Source organism: Xanthomonas sp. CFBP 8445 (genome assembly GCF_025666235.1).
Lineage (GTDB): Bacteria > Pseudomonadota > Gammaproteobacteria > Xanthomonadales > Xanthomonadaceae > Xanthomonas_A > Xanthomonas_A indica.
In genome coordinates, this window is sequence record NZ_CP102594.1 from 603,679 (window position 1) to 618,833 (window position 15,155).

The window sequence follows — 15,155 nt, forward strand, 5'->3', positions numbered from 1 at the left end:
ACATGCAACTGGTGGCCGGAATCGATGCGGGAACGCAAAGCCTGAAGGTCGTGGTCTACGACCCGGTCGGGCGCAGCGTCGTGGCCAGCAGCACCGCGCCGCTGGAGTTGGAGGCCGCCGCCGACGGCAGTCGCGAACAGCGGCCGGCCGACTGGGTCGCGGCCATGCAGGCCTGCTTCCGGGCGATCGATCCTTCGCTGCGGTCGCGCCTCGGCGCGCTGGCGGTCTCGGGCCAGCAGCACGGCTTCGTTCCGGTCGATGCGGCAGGCGAGGTGCTGGCACCGGCCAAGCTGTGGTGCGACACCAGCACCTCGGCCGAGTGCGTGCAGATCATGGACGCAGTCGGCGGCACGGCGCGCACCATCGCACTGGCGGGCAATCCGATCCTCACCGGCTACACCGCGTCCAAGCTGCCGTGGACCAAGACCCACCGGCCCGAGGCCTATGCGCGCCTCGCCACCATTCTGCTGCCGCACGACTACCTCAACTTCGTGCTCACCGGCCAGCGCTTCTGCGAATACGGCGACGCCTCGGGCACGGGCTGGCTGGACGTGCGCACGCGCACCTGGTCGACCGAGCTGCTGCGCGCCACCGATCCGCAGCGCGATCTGGCGGAGTGCCTGCCGCGCCTGGCCGCACCCGATGCCCTGTTCGACATCGACCCGGCCGCGGCCAGCCTGCTCGGCGTACCGGCAACGCTGAAGGTCGCCGTCGGCGGCGGCGACAACATGATGGCGGCCATCGGCACCGGCTGCGTCGTGCCCGGTCGCCTGGCGATGAGCCTGGGCACCTCGGGCACCTTGTTCGCCTATTCCGACACGCCGGTGGTCGACCCGGACGGCGCGTGGGCCGCGTTCTGCTCCTCCACCGGCGGCTGGCTGCCGCTGATCTGCACGATGAACTGCACCGTGGCGACCGAGCAGGTCGCCGCCGCGTTCGGTTTCAGCACCCGCGACGGCGATGCGCATCTGCACGCCACCGCGCCCGGTGCCGACGGACTGGTGATGCTGCCGTTCCTCAATGGCGAGCGCACGCCGGACCTGCCGCTGGGCAAGGGCGTGCTGGCGGGCCTGGACACCATCAACATGACCCCGGCCCATCTCTATCGCGCGGCGATGGAAGGGGCGACGTACAGCCTGAAGTACGGCTTCGACGCGTTCGTGCGTGCCGGCATGCACTTCGAGCGCATCGTGCTGACCGGCGGCGGCAGCAATAGCGGCGCGTGGCGGCAACTGGTGGCCGATGTGTTCGGCCTGCCGGTGGACGTGCCCACGCAGCCGGAAGGCGCAGCGTTCGGTGCGGCCTTGCAGGCGCTGTGGGCCGTGGGCCTGGCACGCGGCGATGCCGCCTCCATCGCCGACATCGCGCAGCGGCATGTGGCGGTGGATCCGCAGCTGTCGGCCCGCCCGGATCCGGCGCGCACCCAGGCCTACGCCGCGGCCTATGCGCGTTTCCTGCGTCATCTCGACGCCCTGACGCCGCTGTTGCGCGGCTGACCTTCCGTTTCGCACCCCTCCCACCACGACAGGACCACGCACATGCACACCCAACCCTTCATCGGCGCCAAGGAATACTTCCCCGGCATCGGCCGCATCCCCTTCGAAGGCCGCGGCTCGGACAATCCATTGGCCTTCAAGGTCTATGACGCCAACAAGGTCGTCGGCGGCAAGACCATGCAGGAACATCTGCGCTTCGCGGTCTGCTACTGGCACACCTTCTGCAACGCCGGGCAGGATCCGTTCGGCCCGGGCACGCGCCACTTCCCCTGGGAGGTCGGCGCGCCGATGGCCAGCGCCGAGGCCAAAGTGGATGCGGCGTTCGAGTTCTTCACCAAGCTCGGCGTGCCGTACTGGTGCTTCCACGACATCGACCTGGCGCCGGACGCCGACGATGCCGGGCAGTACGAAAAGAACCTCAAGCACATGGTCGGCCTGGCCAGGGCGCGCCAGGACGCGACCGGGATGAAGCTGCTGTGGGGCACGGCCAATCTGTTCTCGCATCCGCGCTACATGAACGGTGCCGCGACCAATCCCGATTTCGCCGTGGTGGCGCGCGCCGCGGTGCAGGTGAAGGCGGCGCTGGAGGCGACGGTGGAACTGGGCGGCGAGCATTACGTGTTCTGGGGCGGCCGCGAAGGCTATGCCTCGCTGGTCAACACGCAGATGAAGCGCGAGCTCGAGCACTTCGCGCGCTTCCTCACCATGGCGCGCGACTACGGCCGCAGCATCGGCCTGAAGGGCAACTTCCTGATCGAGCCCAAGCCGATGGAGCCGATGAAGCACCAGTACGACTTCGACAGCGCGACGGTGGCGGGCTTCCTGAAGGCGCACGGCCTGGACAAGGATTTCAAGCTCAACATCGAGGCCAACCACGCCACGCTCTCCGGCCACACCTTCGAACACGACCTGCAGGTCGCGGCCGACCATGGCCTGCTCGGCAGCATCGACGCCAACCGCGGCAATGCGCAGAACGGCTGGGATACCGACCAGTTCCCCACCGACCTGTACGACACCGTCGGCGCCATGCTGGTGGTGCTGCGCCAGGGCGGGCTGGAGGGCGGCCTGAACTTCGACGCCAAGGTGCGCCGCGAATCGACCGACCTGGAGGATCTGTTCATCGCCCATATCGGCGGCATGGACGCCTTCGCCCGCGGATTGGAAGTGGCCCATGCGCTGCTCAACGAGTCGCCTTGGGAACAGTGGCGCCAGGAGCGCTACGCCAGCTTCGACAGCGGCGCCGGCAAGGAATTCGCGCGCGGCGCGCTCGGCCTCGCCGAGCTGGCGGCGCTGGGCGCGAAGGCCGGCGAGCCGCGGCAGATCAGCGGCCGGCAGGAGCGCTACGAGAACCTGATCAACCAGTACCTGCTGCGCTGAGCGCGGCGGCAAGGAGAGCGCCGTGACCGACACCCATTCCGCACGCCATACCGGCGCACTGCTGGCCGCACTCCTGCTCGCGCTTGCCGTGTGCGAGGGCGGCGTCCAGGCCGCGGCGCCCGCCCGCGCCGAGGCCAGCGCCTGGCCCAACGTGACCTGGCCGCTGCCCGAGGATCCCGCGCTGGAGAAGCGCCTCACCGACCTGATCGCCACCATGACGGTGGAGGAGAAGGTCGGCCAGCTGGTGCAGGGCGACATCGGCAGCCTCACACCGGAGGACGTACGCAAGTATCGCCTGGGGTCGATCCTGGCCGGCGGCAACTCCGATCCCGGCGGCCGCTACGACGCTGCGCCGGCCGAATGGCTGGCGCTGGCCGATGCGTTCTATGCGGCGTCGATGGATACGTCGCAGGGCGGCAAGGCGATTCCGGTGCTGTTCGGCATCGATGCGGTGCACGGGCAGAGCAACATCGTCGGCGCCACGCTGTTCCCGCACAACATCGGCCTGGGTGCGACCCGCAACCCGGCGCTGCTGCGCCGCATCGGCGAAATCACCGCGCTGGAGACCCGTGCCACCGGCATGGAGTGGACCTTCGCGCCGACCGTGGCGGTGCCGCAGGACGACCGCTGGGGGCGGACCTACGAGGGCTATTCCGAGTCGCCCGAGGTGGTGGCCAGCTATGCCGGTGCGATGGTCGAGGGACTGCAGGGCAAGGTGGGAACGCCGGCGTTCCTCGATGGCCGCCACGTGATCGCCTCGGTCAAGCACTTCCTGGGCGATGGCGGCACCACCGACGGCCGGGACCAGGGCGACACCAAAATCGACGAAGCCGAGCTGGTACGCATCCACGCCGCCGGCTATCCCCCGGCGATCGCCGCGGGCGCGCAGACCGCGATGGCCTCGTTCAACAGCGTCAACGGCGAAAAGATGCATGGCCACAAGGCGTACCTGACCGATGCGCTGAAGGGCCGCATGCACTTCGGCGGTTTCGTGGTCGGCGACTGGAACGGCCACGGACAGGTCAAGGGCTGCACGCCCACCGATTGCCCGGCCACCATCAACGCCGGCCTGGACATGGCCATGGCCTCGGACAGTTGGAAGGGCTTCTACACCACCACGCTGGCGGCGGCCAGGAACGGCACCATCTCCCCGCAACGCCTGGACGATGCGGTGCGCCGGATCCTGCGGGTCAAGATGCGGCTGGGCCTGTTCGAGGCGGGCAAGCCGTCGGCGCGCGCGGTCGGTGGCCAGTTCGCGCTGATCGGTGCGCCGGCGCATCGCGCAGTGGCGCGGCAGGCGGTGCGCGAGTCGCTGGTGCTGCTGAAGAACCAGGGCGGCGTGCTGCCGCTGACGCCGAAACAGCGCATCCTGGTGGCCGGCGACGGCGCCAACGACGTCGGCAAGCAAGCCGGCGGCTGGACGCTGAACTGGCAGGGCACCGGCACCACCCGCAAGGACTTCCCGAACGCGGACACCATCTACGAGGGCTTCGCGCAGCAGGCCAAGGCCGCGGGCGGCGAGGCCGTGCTTTCGGTCGACGGCAAGTACACGACGAAGCCGGACGTGGCCGTTGTGGTGTTCGGAGAAAACCCGTATGCGGAGTTCCAGGGCGATCGGCCGACCCTGGCCTACAAGCCGGGCGACGACACCGACCTGGCGTTGATCAAGCGGCTCAAGGCCGATGGCATTCCCGTGGTCGCGGTGTTCCTCAGCGGACGCCCGCTGTGGGTCAACCGCGAACTCAATGCCGCCGATGCCTTCGTGGCGGCGTGGCTGCCGGGCTCGGAAGGCGCCGGCATCGCCGATGTGCTGCTGCGCAGCCCGCAGGGCGGCGTGCAGCACGACTTCAAGGGCAAGCTGAGCTTCAGCTGGCCGCGCACGGCCACGCAATACGCCAACAACGTGGGGCAGAAGCACTACGACCCGCTGTTCGCCTTCGGCTACGGCCTGCGCTATGCCGACAACGGCGATCTTGCCAAGCTCTCGGAGGTGTCCGGCCTCACCGGCAACGAAGGCGCGGCCGGGGTGTTCTTCGCCCGCGGCGCGGCCGGCCCGGGCATGGCCTTGCGCCTGGAAGGCAGCACCGGACAGGGCGTGACCGTCACCCGCGTGCCGGAATCGCTCGACGGCGCGCTGTTGAAAGTCACCGGCGTGGATCACCTGGCGCAGGAAGATGGCCGCCGCCTCGCCTGGTCGGGCGGGCGCGAAGCGGTGGTCGCGCTGCAGTCGCATACGCCGCTGGACCTGCAGCGCGAGAGCAACGGCGACCTGATGCTGGTGACCACGCTGCGGGTGGACACCGCACCGCAGGGCCAGGCGTGGCTGGCGGTCGGCTGCGGCAGCGGCTGCACGGCGCGGGTGGCGATCGGGCCGACGCTGGCAGCCCTGCCGGTGGGCCAGTGGACGCGCGTGGGCGTGCCGCTCAAGTGCCTGGCCGCGGCCGGCGCGGATCTGGGCAAGCTGGATCGCCCCTGGGCGGTGGCGACGGCGGGCACGATGACGCTCTCGGTGTCGCAGGTCGCGCTCGGCGCGTTGAACGAAGCGGAGACGACCGTCGCATGCCCGAGCGCGTGAGCCCGCGTCCTGCGCTAGCGCCCCTTGGGCGGACTGGCGACCGAACCGCGCAGCACCAGCCGGTGCTGGACCACGTGGTCGCTGGACACGCGCGCGTCGTCGCGCTTGTGGCGGATGCTGCGCAGCAGGATGTCGATGGCGGCATCGGCCATCGAGGCGATCGGTTGATGGATGGTGGTGAGTTCCGGCCACACGGTGGTGGCGGCCGAGGTGTCGTCGAAGCCCACCACCGACAGGTCGCGGGGTACCTCCAGGCCGCGCCGGTGCGCGACCGAGATCGCCGCCGCGCCCATGTCGTCGTTGCTGGCGAAGATCGCGGTCGGCGGCCGCCGCTGCGACAACAGTTTCTCGGCGGCGGCCAGCCCGGAGCGGTAGGTGTAGTCCCCCTGCTGGACCAGGCCGGGTTCGACCTGCAGCCCGGCGTCCTGCAGGGCGGTGACGAAGCCCTCGTAGCGCCGCGCGCTGGCGCTGAGATCCTGGCGGCCGCGGATGAAGCCGATGCGCCGGTGGCCCTGCCGGATCAGGTGCTCGGCCATCTCCTTGCCCGCATGGAAGTCGTCGATGCGCACGCAGGAGATCGCGTCGCTGAGCCGCCCCGCGGCGATCGCGACCACCGGGATGCCGGCCTTGACCAGCTCGGTCACCGCCGCCTGCGACTCGCACAAGGGCGGCGGCAGGATGACGCCGTCCACGCGCCCGCCCAGGGCCCGCGCGGCCTTGCGCTCGGCGTCGGGGTCCAGGTCCTCCCAGTAGTGGATGACCAACTGGATGGCGGCGTTGGAGGCGACGCGCAGCAAGCCGACCAGCAGCTCGCGCAGGTAGGCGCCGCTGGGGTTGGTGTAGATCAGGGCGATGCGCGTGTGCTGCGCGGCGGCCAGCGAACTGGCGGCCAGGTTGGGCGTATAGCCCAGCTCGCGCACCGCGCGCAGCACGCGCTCGCGGGTGGCATCGCGCACCTTGCCCTGGTTGATCGCGCGCGAGACGGTCATCGGCGAGACCCCGGCCAGGGCGGCGACCTCGTCGATCGTCACCCCGCTGGTCTTGCGGCGGACCGCTTTCTTCGGCTTGTCCAAAACGCGTTCCCTTTGCTCTTCTTGACGCTGCCGCGCCGCGGGCACGCCGTCAGCTTACAAGGTTTGCTGGCGGCGCTTGGGCGCCGTATCCATGTCATTTGGTGTCACCGGATGGCGTGCGTTGCCATAGCACTGATGGTCTGCGCGGGCAGCGTGCGCGCGGAAGATGGCGCTGCGCTGTGGATGCGTTATGTGCCCTCGCAAGGCACCGCGCGCGCGGCGGACGCGCGCGTGCGCCTGGACGAGGTCGTGGCGCCGGAAGGGACCCCTACGCAGCGTGTGGCGCGCGATGAGCTGGTGCGTGGCTTCACCGGCCTGCTGGGGCGCGCGCCGGCGCTGCAGGCGGCGGCGACCGGCGACCACGCCGTGGTGCTGGGCACGCCGCAGTCGTCGCCGGCGCTTGCGCCGTTCCGCGAAGAGATCGCGTCGCTGGGCGAGGAGGGCTACCTGCTCAAGCGCGCCCGCATCGATGGGCATGCGGTGTTGCTGGTGGTCGCGCGCCGGGACATCGGCGTGCTGTACGGGGTGTTCCATCTGCTTCGGCTGCTGCAGACCGGCGCGTCGCTGGACACGCTGGAGGTGCGCGAGTCGCCACGGCTCCAACTGCGCGTGCTCGACCATTGGGACGACCTGGACGGCCATGTCGAGCGCGGCTATGCGGGCCGCTCCTTGTGGGACTGGCAAAGCCTGCCGGAGTGGCGCGACCCGCGTTACACCGACTACGCGCGCGCCAATGCCTCGATCGGCATCAACGGCACGGTGCTGAACAACGTCAACGCCAACGCGCAGAGCCTGGCGCCGGCCTACCTCGACAAGGCCGCGGCGCTGGCGGACGTGTTCCGGCCCTACGGCATCCGCGTGTACCTGAGCGCGCGTTTCAGCGCACCCATCGAGCTGGGCGGGTTGAAGACCGCCGACCCGCACGACCCGGCCGTGCAGCGCTGGTGGCGCGACAAGGCCGACGAGATCTATGCGCGCATTCCGGATTTCGGCGGCTTCCTGGTCAAGGCGAATTCGGAAGGGCAGCCCGGCCCGCAGGACTATGGCCGTTCGCATGCCGACGGCGCCAACCTGCTGGCCGATGCGCTGGCGCCGCACGGCGGCGTGGTGATGTGGCGGGCCTTCGTCTACGCCCACGACGTGCCGGTGGATCGCGCCATGCAGGCGTACACCGAGTTCGCCGGCCTGGACGGCGCCTTCCGCCCGAACGTGATCGTGCAGGTCAAGAACGGCCCCATCGACTTCCAGCCGCGGGAGCCCTTCCATCCGCTGTTCGGCGCCATGCCGCGCACGCCGCTGATGCTGGAGTTGCAGATCACCAAGGAGTATCTCGGCTTCGCCACGCACCTGGTGTACCTGGGGCCGCTGTACGAGGACGTGCTGCAGTCCGACACCCACGCCCGCGGCGCGGGTTCCACCGTGGCGGACGTGGTGGATGGATCGCTGGAAGGCCACGCCCTGACCGGCATCGCCGGCGTCGCCAACATCGGCAACGACCGCACCTGGAGCGGCTCGCACTTCGATCAGGCCAACTGGTACGTGTTCGGCCGTCTCGCCTGGAATCCGCACCAATCCGCCCGCGCCATCGCCGCGGAATGGGCGGCGATGACGTTCTCGCCGGCGCCCGAGGTGGTGCAGCCCATCGTCGGGATGATGATGGGCTCGCGCGAGGCGGCGGTGAACTACATGACCCCGCTGGGCCTGCACCACCTGATGGCGCGCGGCCACCACTACGGCCCCGGCCCCTGGGTGGACGGCGGCCCGCGCGCGGACTGGACGTCGGTGTACTACCACCGTGCCGACCGCGATGGCATCGGTTTCGATCGCACTGCGCGCGGCAGCAATGCGGTGAGCCAGTACGCGCCCGAGGTGGCGGCCGTGTATGGCGACCTGGCGCGGGTGCCCGAGCCGTTGCTGCTGTGGTTCCACCACGTGCCGTGGGACCACCGCATGGCCTCCGGAAGGCCATTGTGGGACGAACTGGTCGGGCGCTATACGCAGGGCGTGCGCCAGGTGCAGGCCATGCAGGCCACCTGGGACGGCCTGCGCGGCAAGGTGGATGCCGAGCGGCATGCGCAGGTGGCGGCCTTCCTGCGCATCCAGCTGCGCGAGGCGCAGTGGTGGCGCGATGCCAGCGTGGCGTACTTCCAGTCGGTGAGCGGGCGGCCATTGCCCGCAGGCGAAACCGCGCCGCCGCACCCGTTGGCCTGGTACCAGGCCCAGCAGTTTCCCTCCGCACCCGGAGATGGACGATGAAACCGACAACGTGGAGCGGCCGGCTGCTGGCGATGGCCTTGGTGTGCTGCGCAATCCCCTGCATGGCGCAGCACGCGGCACCGCCGCTGTTGCATCCGCTGTTCCAGGATCACGCCGTGCTGCAGCGCGACCGGCCGATGCCGGTCTGGGGGCACGCCGCGCCGGGTGCCACGGTGTCGGTGACCTTCGCCCGGCAGTCGGTCAGCGCACGCGCCGATGCCGACGGCCGCTGGCGTGCCACGCTCAAGCCCATCGCCGCCGGTGGGCCTTACGACATGACGGTGCGCGCGGGACGGGATCGCCAGGTCCTGCGCGATGTGCTGATCGGCGATGTCTGGCTGTGCTCCGGGCAATCGAACATGGAGCTGCCGGTGTGGCGCGCGCTGGATGCGAGCCGCGAACTGGCCGCGGCCACGCAGCCGAGCATCCGCCTGTTCGCCGTGCCCAAGGCCGCGGCGGTCACGCCGCAGGAGGCGTTCGCGGCTGCGGTGGCGTGGCAGCCCGCATCGCCGCAGACGGTGCGGGAGTTTTCCGCCGCCTGCTTCTACTTCGCGCGCGAACTGCAGAAGACGGTCAAGGTGCCGATGGGGCTGATCCAGGCGGCCTGGGGCGGTGCGCGGATCGAGGCCTGGACCAGCGCTGGCGCGCTGCGTGCGCAGGGCGGCATGGACGCGGCGCTGGACGTGCTGGCGCTGTACGCCACCGACCCCGTGGCCGCGAGTGCGCGCTGGGGCCGGCACTGGCAGCAGTGGTGGAGCACACGCGCCGGCGCCAAGCCGGGCGATACGCCATGGCAACCCGGCGCTGGCCGCACCGGATGGCAGGATGCACCGGCGGCGCTCGGGCCATGGGAGCGCTGGGGCGTGCCGGCGCTGGCCGACTACAACGGCATGGTCTGGTACCGCACGCAGGTCACCCTCACCGCCGCGCAGGCGGCGCAAGGCGCTCGGCTGGTGCTGGGGCCGGTCGACGAGACGGACATGACCTGGGTGAACGGCGTGGCCGTGGGCAGCCAGAACGCGCCGAGCGATCCGCGCCGGTATGCGCTTGCGCCCGGCCTGTTGAAGGCGGGCCGCAATACGGTGGTCGTCAATGTGCTGGACACCTACGGCGAGGGTGGGCTGGCAGGCCCCGCAAGCGCCCAGGCCGTGGAGCTGGACGATGGCACGCGGATCGTGCTGGACGCGCCGTGGCAGTACCGCGTCGCGCCCGATCCGCAGTCACCGCCGCTGGCGCCGTGGCATGCGGCCTCCGGCATGTCGACGCTGTACAACGGCATGATCGCGCCGCTCGGGGCGTACGGCCTGCGCGGAATGCTGTGGTACCAGGGCGAATCCAATACCGGCGACGATGCGGCCTACGCGACGCGGCTGCGTGGTTTGCGCGATGACTGGCGCCGGCAGTTCGGCACGGCGCTGCCGTTGCTGGTGGTGCAACTGGCCGGCTACGGTCGTCCGCCGCAGGCGCCGACGGAGAGCGGCTGGGCGCAGGTGCGCGAGGCGCAGCGGCGCGTGGCGGCAGAAGATCCGCACAGCGGACTCGCAGTGGCCATCGACATCGGCGATGCCTACGACATCCATCCGCCGAACAAGCAGGAACTGGGGCGACGCCTGGCACAGGCGGCACGCCATGTGGTCTATGGCGAACGCGCGCTGGCCCCGTCCGGTCCAACGCCACGCGCTGCATCGCGCACGCAGGGCACGGTGCGGATCGCATTCGACGACGTCGTCGGCGCCTTGGTCACGACCGGTGCGAACGGTCCCATCGGCTTCGAACTCTGCGATGCGCAGGCGCAGCACTGTACGTATGCAGACGCCGCCCTGGACGGGCGCACCGTGGTCCTGCGCAGCCCGCAGGCCGCAACCGCTGCGCGCATCCGCTACTGCTGGGCCGACGGCCCGGTCTGCACGCTGGGCGACGGCTCCGGCGCGCCGGCGGGACCGTTCGAACTCTCCCTTCCTGCAGAGGTTCCCTGATGCGTGCGCTGCTTGCCATGGCCTTCCTGCTGCTGTCCGCGGCGCTGCAGCCCCTGCGGGCCGCGCCCGCGCCGCCGGTCTACTTCGACTGGTTCGACTACGCCGGGCGCGACGCGGCCTTCGAGGCGCCGCTGCCCGCCGGGCATTACCGCAACCCGATCCTGGCCGGCTTCCATGCCGACCCCAGCATCGTCCGCGCGAACGGGCGGTTCTACCTGGTCAATTCCAGCTTCACCTACTTCCCCGGCATCCCGGTGTTCGAGAGCGCCGACCTGGTGCACTGGACGCAGATCGGCAACGTGATCGACCGGCCGACGCAGCTGGACTTCGATGGCCTGAGCGTGTCGCGCGGCATCTTCGCACCGGCCATCGCCTACCACGACGGCGTGTTCTACGTGGTCACCACCGCCGTGGACAGCGGCGGCAACTTCATCGCCACCGCGCGCGATCCCGCCGGCCCCTGGTCGGACCCGCACTGGCTGCCGGGCATCGGCGGCATCGACCCGTCCTTGTTCTTCGATGCAGACGGCCGCGTCTACCTGCTCAACAACGACGTGCCGCCCGGCCCGGCGCGCTACGACGGCCACCGCGCGATCTGGATGCAGCAACTCGACCTGGCGACCTTCACCCCGGTAGGGCCGCGCAAGGTGCTGATCGATGGCGGCGTGGAGCCGGCGAAGAACCCGATCTGGATCGAGGGGCCGCACCTGTATCGACGCGACGGCTGGTACTACCTCTCCGACGCCGAGGGCGGCACCGGGCCGCAGCACTCGCAGGTGGTGCTGCGCAGCCGCGACGTGTGGGGGCCTTACCTGCCGTACGCGGGCAATCCCATCCTCACCCAGCGCGACCTGCCCGACGCTCGGGCGCTGCCCATCGCCAATGCCGGGCATGCGGATCTGGTGGAGGGGCCGGACGGCTCGTGGTGGGCGGTGTTCCTGGCCAGCCGCACCTACGACGTGCGCCACTACAACACCGGGCGCGAGACTTATCTGCTGCCGGTGCAGTGGCGCGACGGCTGGCCGGTGATCCTGCCGGCCGGGCAGGCCATCCCGTATGCGGTCAAGGCGCCGTCGTGGATGCAGGGCGCGGCGTCGCAGGCGCCGTCCACCGGCAACTTCGCCGAACGCGACGACTTCGACGCACCGACGCTCGGCCGCGGCTGGTTGCGCGTGCGCGTGCCCAAGCAGGACTGGGCGGATCTGCGTACGCGTCCGGGCAGCCTGGCCGTGCATCCGCTGCCGGAGAACCTGGACACCTTGCGCAATCCCGCGTTCCTGGGGCGCCGCCAGCAACATCTGCGGTTCGCGGCCAGCACCGCACTGACGCGGCCGGCGACGGGCGTGGCGGCGGGGCTTGCGGCGTTCCAGAACGAGGACTGGTGGTACTTCCTCGGCGTGCGCCGTGTGGGCGGCGGTCGCGTGGAGGTGTTCCTCGAAGCGCGCGAAGGCAAGGGCGCGACCAGGACCATCGCGACCCGCGAGGTGGACGCGCCCGGCGCGCTACGCCTGAAGATCGCCGGCGACAACGGCACGTATGCGTTCGCGTTCGACACCGGTGTGGGGCAAGGCTGGCAGACCCTCGCCGACGACGTCGACGGGACGGTGTTGAGTACCGATCGCGCAGGCGGCTTCGTGGGCGCCCTGCTCGGTCCATTCGCGCGCGACGAGCGCACCTCCAGGAGCAAATGATGACGCGCAGACCCTCCCTTCCGACCGGTCGCCGTGGCCGCCTGTTCCGTGCGCTGGCCCTTTGCGCCGCCGCCACGCTGGCCAGCGCCGTCCACGCCGAGGACAGCAAGCCGTGGCAAGACACCTCGGCCAGCTTCGAGGACCGGGCGGCCGCGCTGGTCGCGCAGATGACCCTGGAGGAGAAAGCGGCACAGATGCAGAACGCCGCGCCGGCGATCGAACGCCTGGGCGTGCCGGCCTACGACTGGTGGAACGAGGCGCTGCACGGCGTGGCGCGGGCCGGGCAGGCCACCGTGTTTCCGCAGGCCATCGGCCTGGCCGCCACCTTCGACGTGCCGTTGATGGGGCAGGTGGCCACCACCATCAGCGACGAGGCGCGCGCCAAGCACCACCAGTTCCTCCGCGAGGGCGCGCACGGCCGTTATCAGGGGCTGACCTTCTGGTCGCCGAACATCAACATCTTCCGCGACCCGCGCTGGGGCCGCGGCCAGGAAACCTACGGCGAGGATCCCTACCTCACCGCGCGCATGGGGGTGGCCTTCGTGCACGGACTGCAGGGCGACGATCCGGTGTACCGCAAGCTCGACGCCACCGCCAAGCACTTCGCCGTGCACAGCGGCCCGGAGGCCGACCGCCACCACTTCGATGCGCGCCCCAGCAAGCGCGACCTCTACGACACCTATCTGCCGGCGTTCGAGGCGCTGGTGAAGGAGGGGCAGGTGGACGCGGTGATGGGGGCCTACAACCGGGTGTACGGCGAGTCCGCCAGCGCCAGCCGGTTCCTGTTGCGCGACGTGCTGCGCCGCGACTGGGGCTTCAAGGGGTATGTGGTGTCGGACTGCTGGGCCATCGTCGACATCTGGAAGCATCACCACCTCGCGCCCAGCCGCGAGGCGGCCTCCGCGCTGGCGGTCAAGAACGGCACCGAACTGGAGTGCGGCCAGGAGTACGCCACGCTGCCGGCGGCGGTGCGCCAGGGGCTGATCGGCGAAGCGGAGATCGACGACGCGGTGACACGCCTGTTCACCGCGCGGATGCGGCTGGGCATGTTCGATCCGCCCGAACGCGTGCGCTGGGCGCGGATCCCCGCCTCGGTGAACCAGGCGCCCGCGCACGATGCGCTGGCCTTGCAGGCCGCGCAGGAATCGCTGGTGCTGCTGAAGAACGACGGCGTGCTGCCGCTGTCGCGCGAGCTCAAGCGCATCGCCGTGGTCGGCCCGACCGCCGACGACACCATGGCCCTGCTCGGCAACTACTTCGGCACCCCGGCGGCGCCGGTCACCATCCTGCAAGGCATCCGCGATGCGGCCAAGGGCATCGAGGTGCGCTATGCGCGCGGCGTGGATCTGGTCGAAGGGCGCGACGATCCGAGCGCCACGCCGCTGATCGAGCCGACGTATCTGCGGCCCTCGGCGGACTCGCCGGAACGCGGCCTGCGCGGCGAATACTTCCGCACGCCCGATCTGTCGGGGACGCCGGCGCTGGTCCGCACCGATGCCCAGATCGGCTTCCGCTGGGACCGCGGTTCGCCGACGGACAACCTGCTGGCCCGCGGCGAGGCGGGGCCGGGGCAGGGCATTCCCAACGATCATTTCAGCATCCGCTGGAGCGGCCAACTGCTGCCGCCGGTATCGGGCCGCTACCGGATCGAGGCGGCCGCCGACGACGGCTTCCGCCTCTACGTGGACGGCAAACTCGTGCTGGATCACTGGACCGACAGCGACCGCATGCGCGCCGACGGTGTGGACCTGGAGTTGCAGGCGGGCCGCGCCTATGCGGTGAAGCTGGAGTACTACGACGCCGAGCGCGACGCGGGCGTGCGCCTGGGCTGGCGCATGCCCTACGCCAAGCCGCCGTTCGAGGAGGCGCTCGATGCCGCGCGCAACGCGGACGTGGTGGTGTTCGTCGGCGGCCTGACCGGCGACGTCGAGGGCGAAGAAATGAAAGTCGACTATCCGGGCTTCGCCGGCGGCGACCGCACCGACCTGCGCCTGCCCGCACCGCAGCGCACTCTGCTGGAAGCGCTGCACGCCACTGGCAAGCCGGTGGTGATGGTGCTGACCGGCGGCTCGGCAATGGCGGTGGAATGGGCGCAGGCGCATCTGCCGGCGATCCTGATGAGCTGGTATCCGGGGCAGCGCGGCGGCACCGCCGTGGGCCAGGCGCTGTTCGGCGAGGTCAATCCCGCGGGGCGCCTGCCGGTGACGTTCTACCGGGCGGACCAGGCGCTGCCAGCGTTCGACGATTACGCGATGGAAGGCCGCACTTACCGCTACTTCCGCGGCATCCCGCTGTATCCGTTCGGCCACGGGCTGTCGTATACGCGGTTCGACTACGCCAAGCTGCGCCTGGACGCGCCGCGTATCGCCGACGATGGACGCCTCACGGTGCAGGTGGAGGTGGCCAACACCGGCAAGCGCGCCGGCGACGAAGTCGCGCAGCTGTACGTGCGGCGGCTGGCGGCCGCGCCCGGCGATGCGCAGCAGGCGCTGCGTGGCTTCCAGCGTGTGCACCTCGCCCCTGGCGAGCGGCGGACCCTGACCTTCGAACTGGACGCGCAACAGGCGCTGCGTCAGTACGACGATGCGCGCGGCCGCTATGTCGTGCCGGCGGGCAGCTACGAGGTCCGGATCGGCGGTTCCAGCGCCGACGCCCGCGTGCGTGGCCGCTTCACCGTGGAGACGCGCCGTGACTGAGCCCCGCAGTGCGGA

At 70.7% G+C, this 15,155-nt stretch carries 8 protein-coding genes; 7 read left to right on the plus strand and 1 reads right to left on the minus strand.

Annotated elements, in window-relative coordinates:
- Window positions 1-2 precede the first annotated feature (2 nt).
- The 3 genes from xylB (at window position 3) to NUG21_RS02730 (ending at window position 5,448) form a co-directional block, all read left to right on the plus strand.
- Window positions 3-1,496, plus strand: coding sequence for a xylulokinase (xylB, locus tag NUG21_RS02720; RefSeq protein ID WP_263392205.1), 1,494 nt, complete (start codon window positions 3-5; stop codon window positions 1,494-1,496).
- A 42-nt stretch (window positions 1,497-1,538) separates the two neighbouring features.
- A complete protein-coding gene (gene xylA, locus NUG21_RS02725; RefSeq protein WP_263392206.1) occupies window positions 1,539-2,873 on the plus strand; it encodes a xylose isomerase in 1,335 nt (444 codons plus the stop codon).
- Between the two features lie 88 nt (window positions 2,874-2,961).
- Entirely contained in the window at window positions 2,962-5,448 is a 2,487-nt protein-coding gene (locus NUG21_RS02730) for a glycoside hydrolase family 3 protein (protein ID WP_263393019.1), read from the plus strand.
- A gap of 14 nt (window positions 5,449-5,462) precedes the next feature.
- On the opposite strand, the gene NUG21_RS02735 is transcribed toward NUG21_RS02730, so the two are convergent.
- Window positions 5,463-6,521: a LacI family DNA-binding transcriptional regulator gene (locus NUG21_RS02735; protein ID WP_263392207.1), complete on the minus strand. Its 1,059-nt coding sequence runs from the start codon at window positions 6,519-6,521 to the stop codon at window positions 5,463-5,465.
- Between the two features lie 111 nt (window positions 6,522-6,632).
- On the opposite strand from NUG21_RS02735, the gene NUG21_RS02740 reads away from it, so the two are divergent.
- Genes NUG21_RS02740 through NUG21_RS02755 form a run of 4 tightly spaced genes read left to right on the plus strand, consistent with a single transcriptional unit; the run spans window position 6,633 to window position 15,140 of the window.
- Entirely contained in the window at window positions 6,633-8,777 is a 2,145-nt protein-coding gene (locus tag NUG21_RS02740) for an alpha-glucuronidase family glycosyl hydrolase (RefSeq protein WP_263392208.1), read from the plus strand.
- A complete protein-coding gene (locus NUG21_RS02745) occupies window positions 8,774-10,753 on the plus strand; it encodes a sialate O-acetylesterase (RefSeq protein ID WP_263392209.1) in 1,980 nt (659 codons plus the stop codon). The genes NUG21_RS02740 and NUG21_RS02745 overlap by 4 nt, the downstream gene beginning before the upstream one ends.
- Entirely contained in the window at window positions 10,753-12,444 is a 1,692-nt protein-coding gene (locus tag NUG21_RS02750) for a glycoside hydrolase family 43 protein (RefSeq protein WP_263392210.1), read from the plus strand. The genes NUG21_RS02745 and NUG21_RS02750 overlap by 1 nt, the downstream gene beginning before the upstream one ends.
- A complete protein-coding gene (locus NUG21_RS02755) occupies window positions 12,444-15,140 on the plus strand; it encodes a glycoside hydrolase family 3 protein (RefSeq protein ID WP_263392211.1) in 2,697 nt (898 codons plus the stop codon). The genes NUG21_RS02750 and NUG21_RS02755 overlap by 1 nt, the downstream gene beginning before the upstream one ends.
- Window positions 15,141-15,155 lie beyond the last annotated feature (15 nt).

Coding starts and splice junctions, on each gene's coding strand:
- xylB (WP_263392205.1), top strand. CDS start 3: ATGCAACTGGTGGCCGGAATCGATGCGGGAACGCAAAGCCTGAAGGTC.
- xylA (WP_263392206.1), top strand. CDS start 1,539: ATGCACACCCAACCCTTCATCGGCGCCAAGGAATACTTCCCCGGCATC.
- NUG21_RS02740 (WP_263392208.1), top strand. CDS start 6,633: ATGGCGTGCGTTGCCATAGCACTGATGGTCTGCGCGGGCAGCGTGCGC.
- NUG21_RS02745 (WP_263392209.1), top strand. CDS start 8,774: ATGAAACCGACAACGTGGAGCGGCCGGCTGCTGGCGATGGCCTTGGTG.
- NUG21_RS02750 (WP_263392210.1), top strand. CDS start 10,753: ATGCGTGCGCTGCTTGCCATGGCCTTCCTGCTGCTGTCCGCGGCGCTG.
- NUG21_RS02755 (WP_263392211.1), top strand. CDS start 12,444: ATGACGCGCAGACCCTCCCTTCCGACCGGTCGCCGTGGCCGCCTGTTC.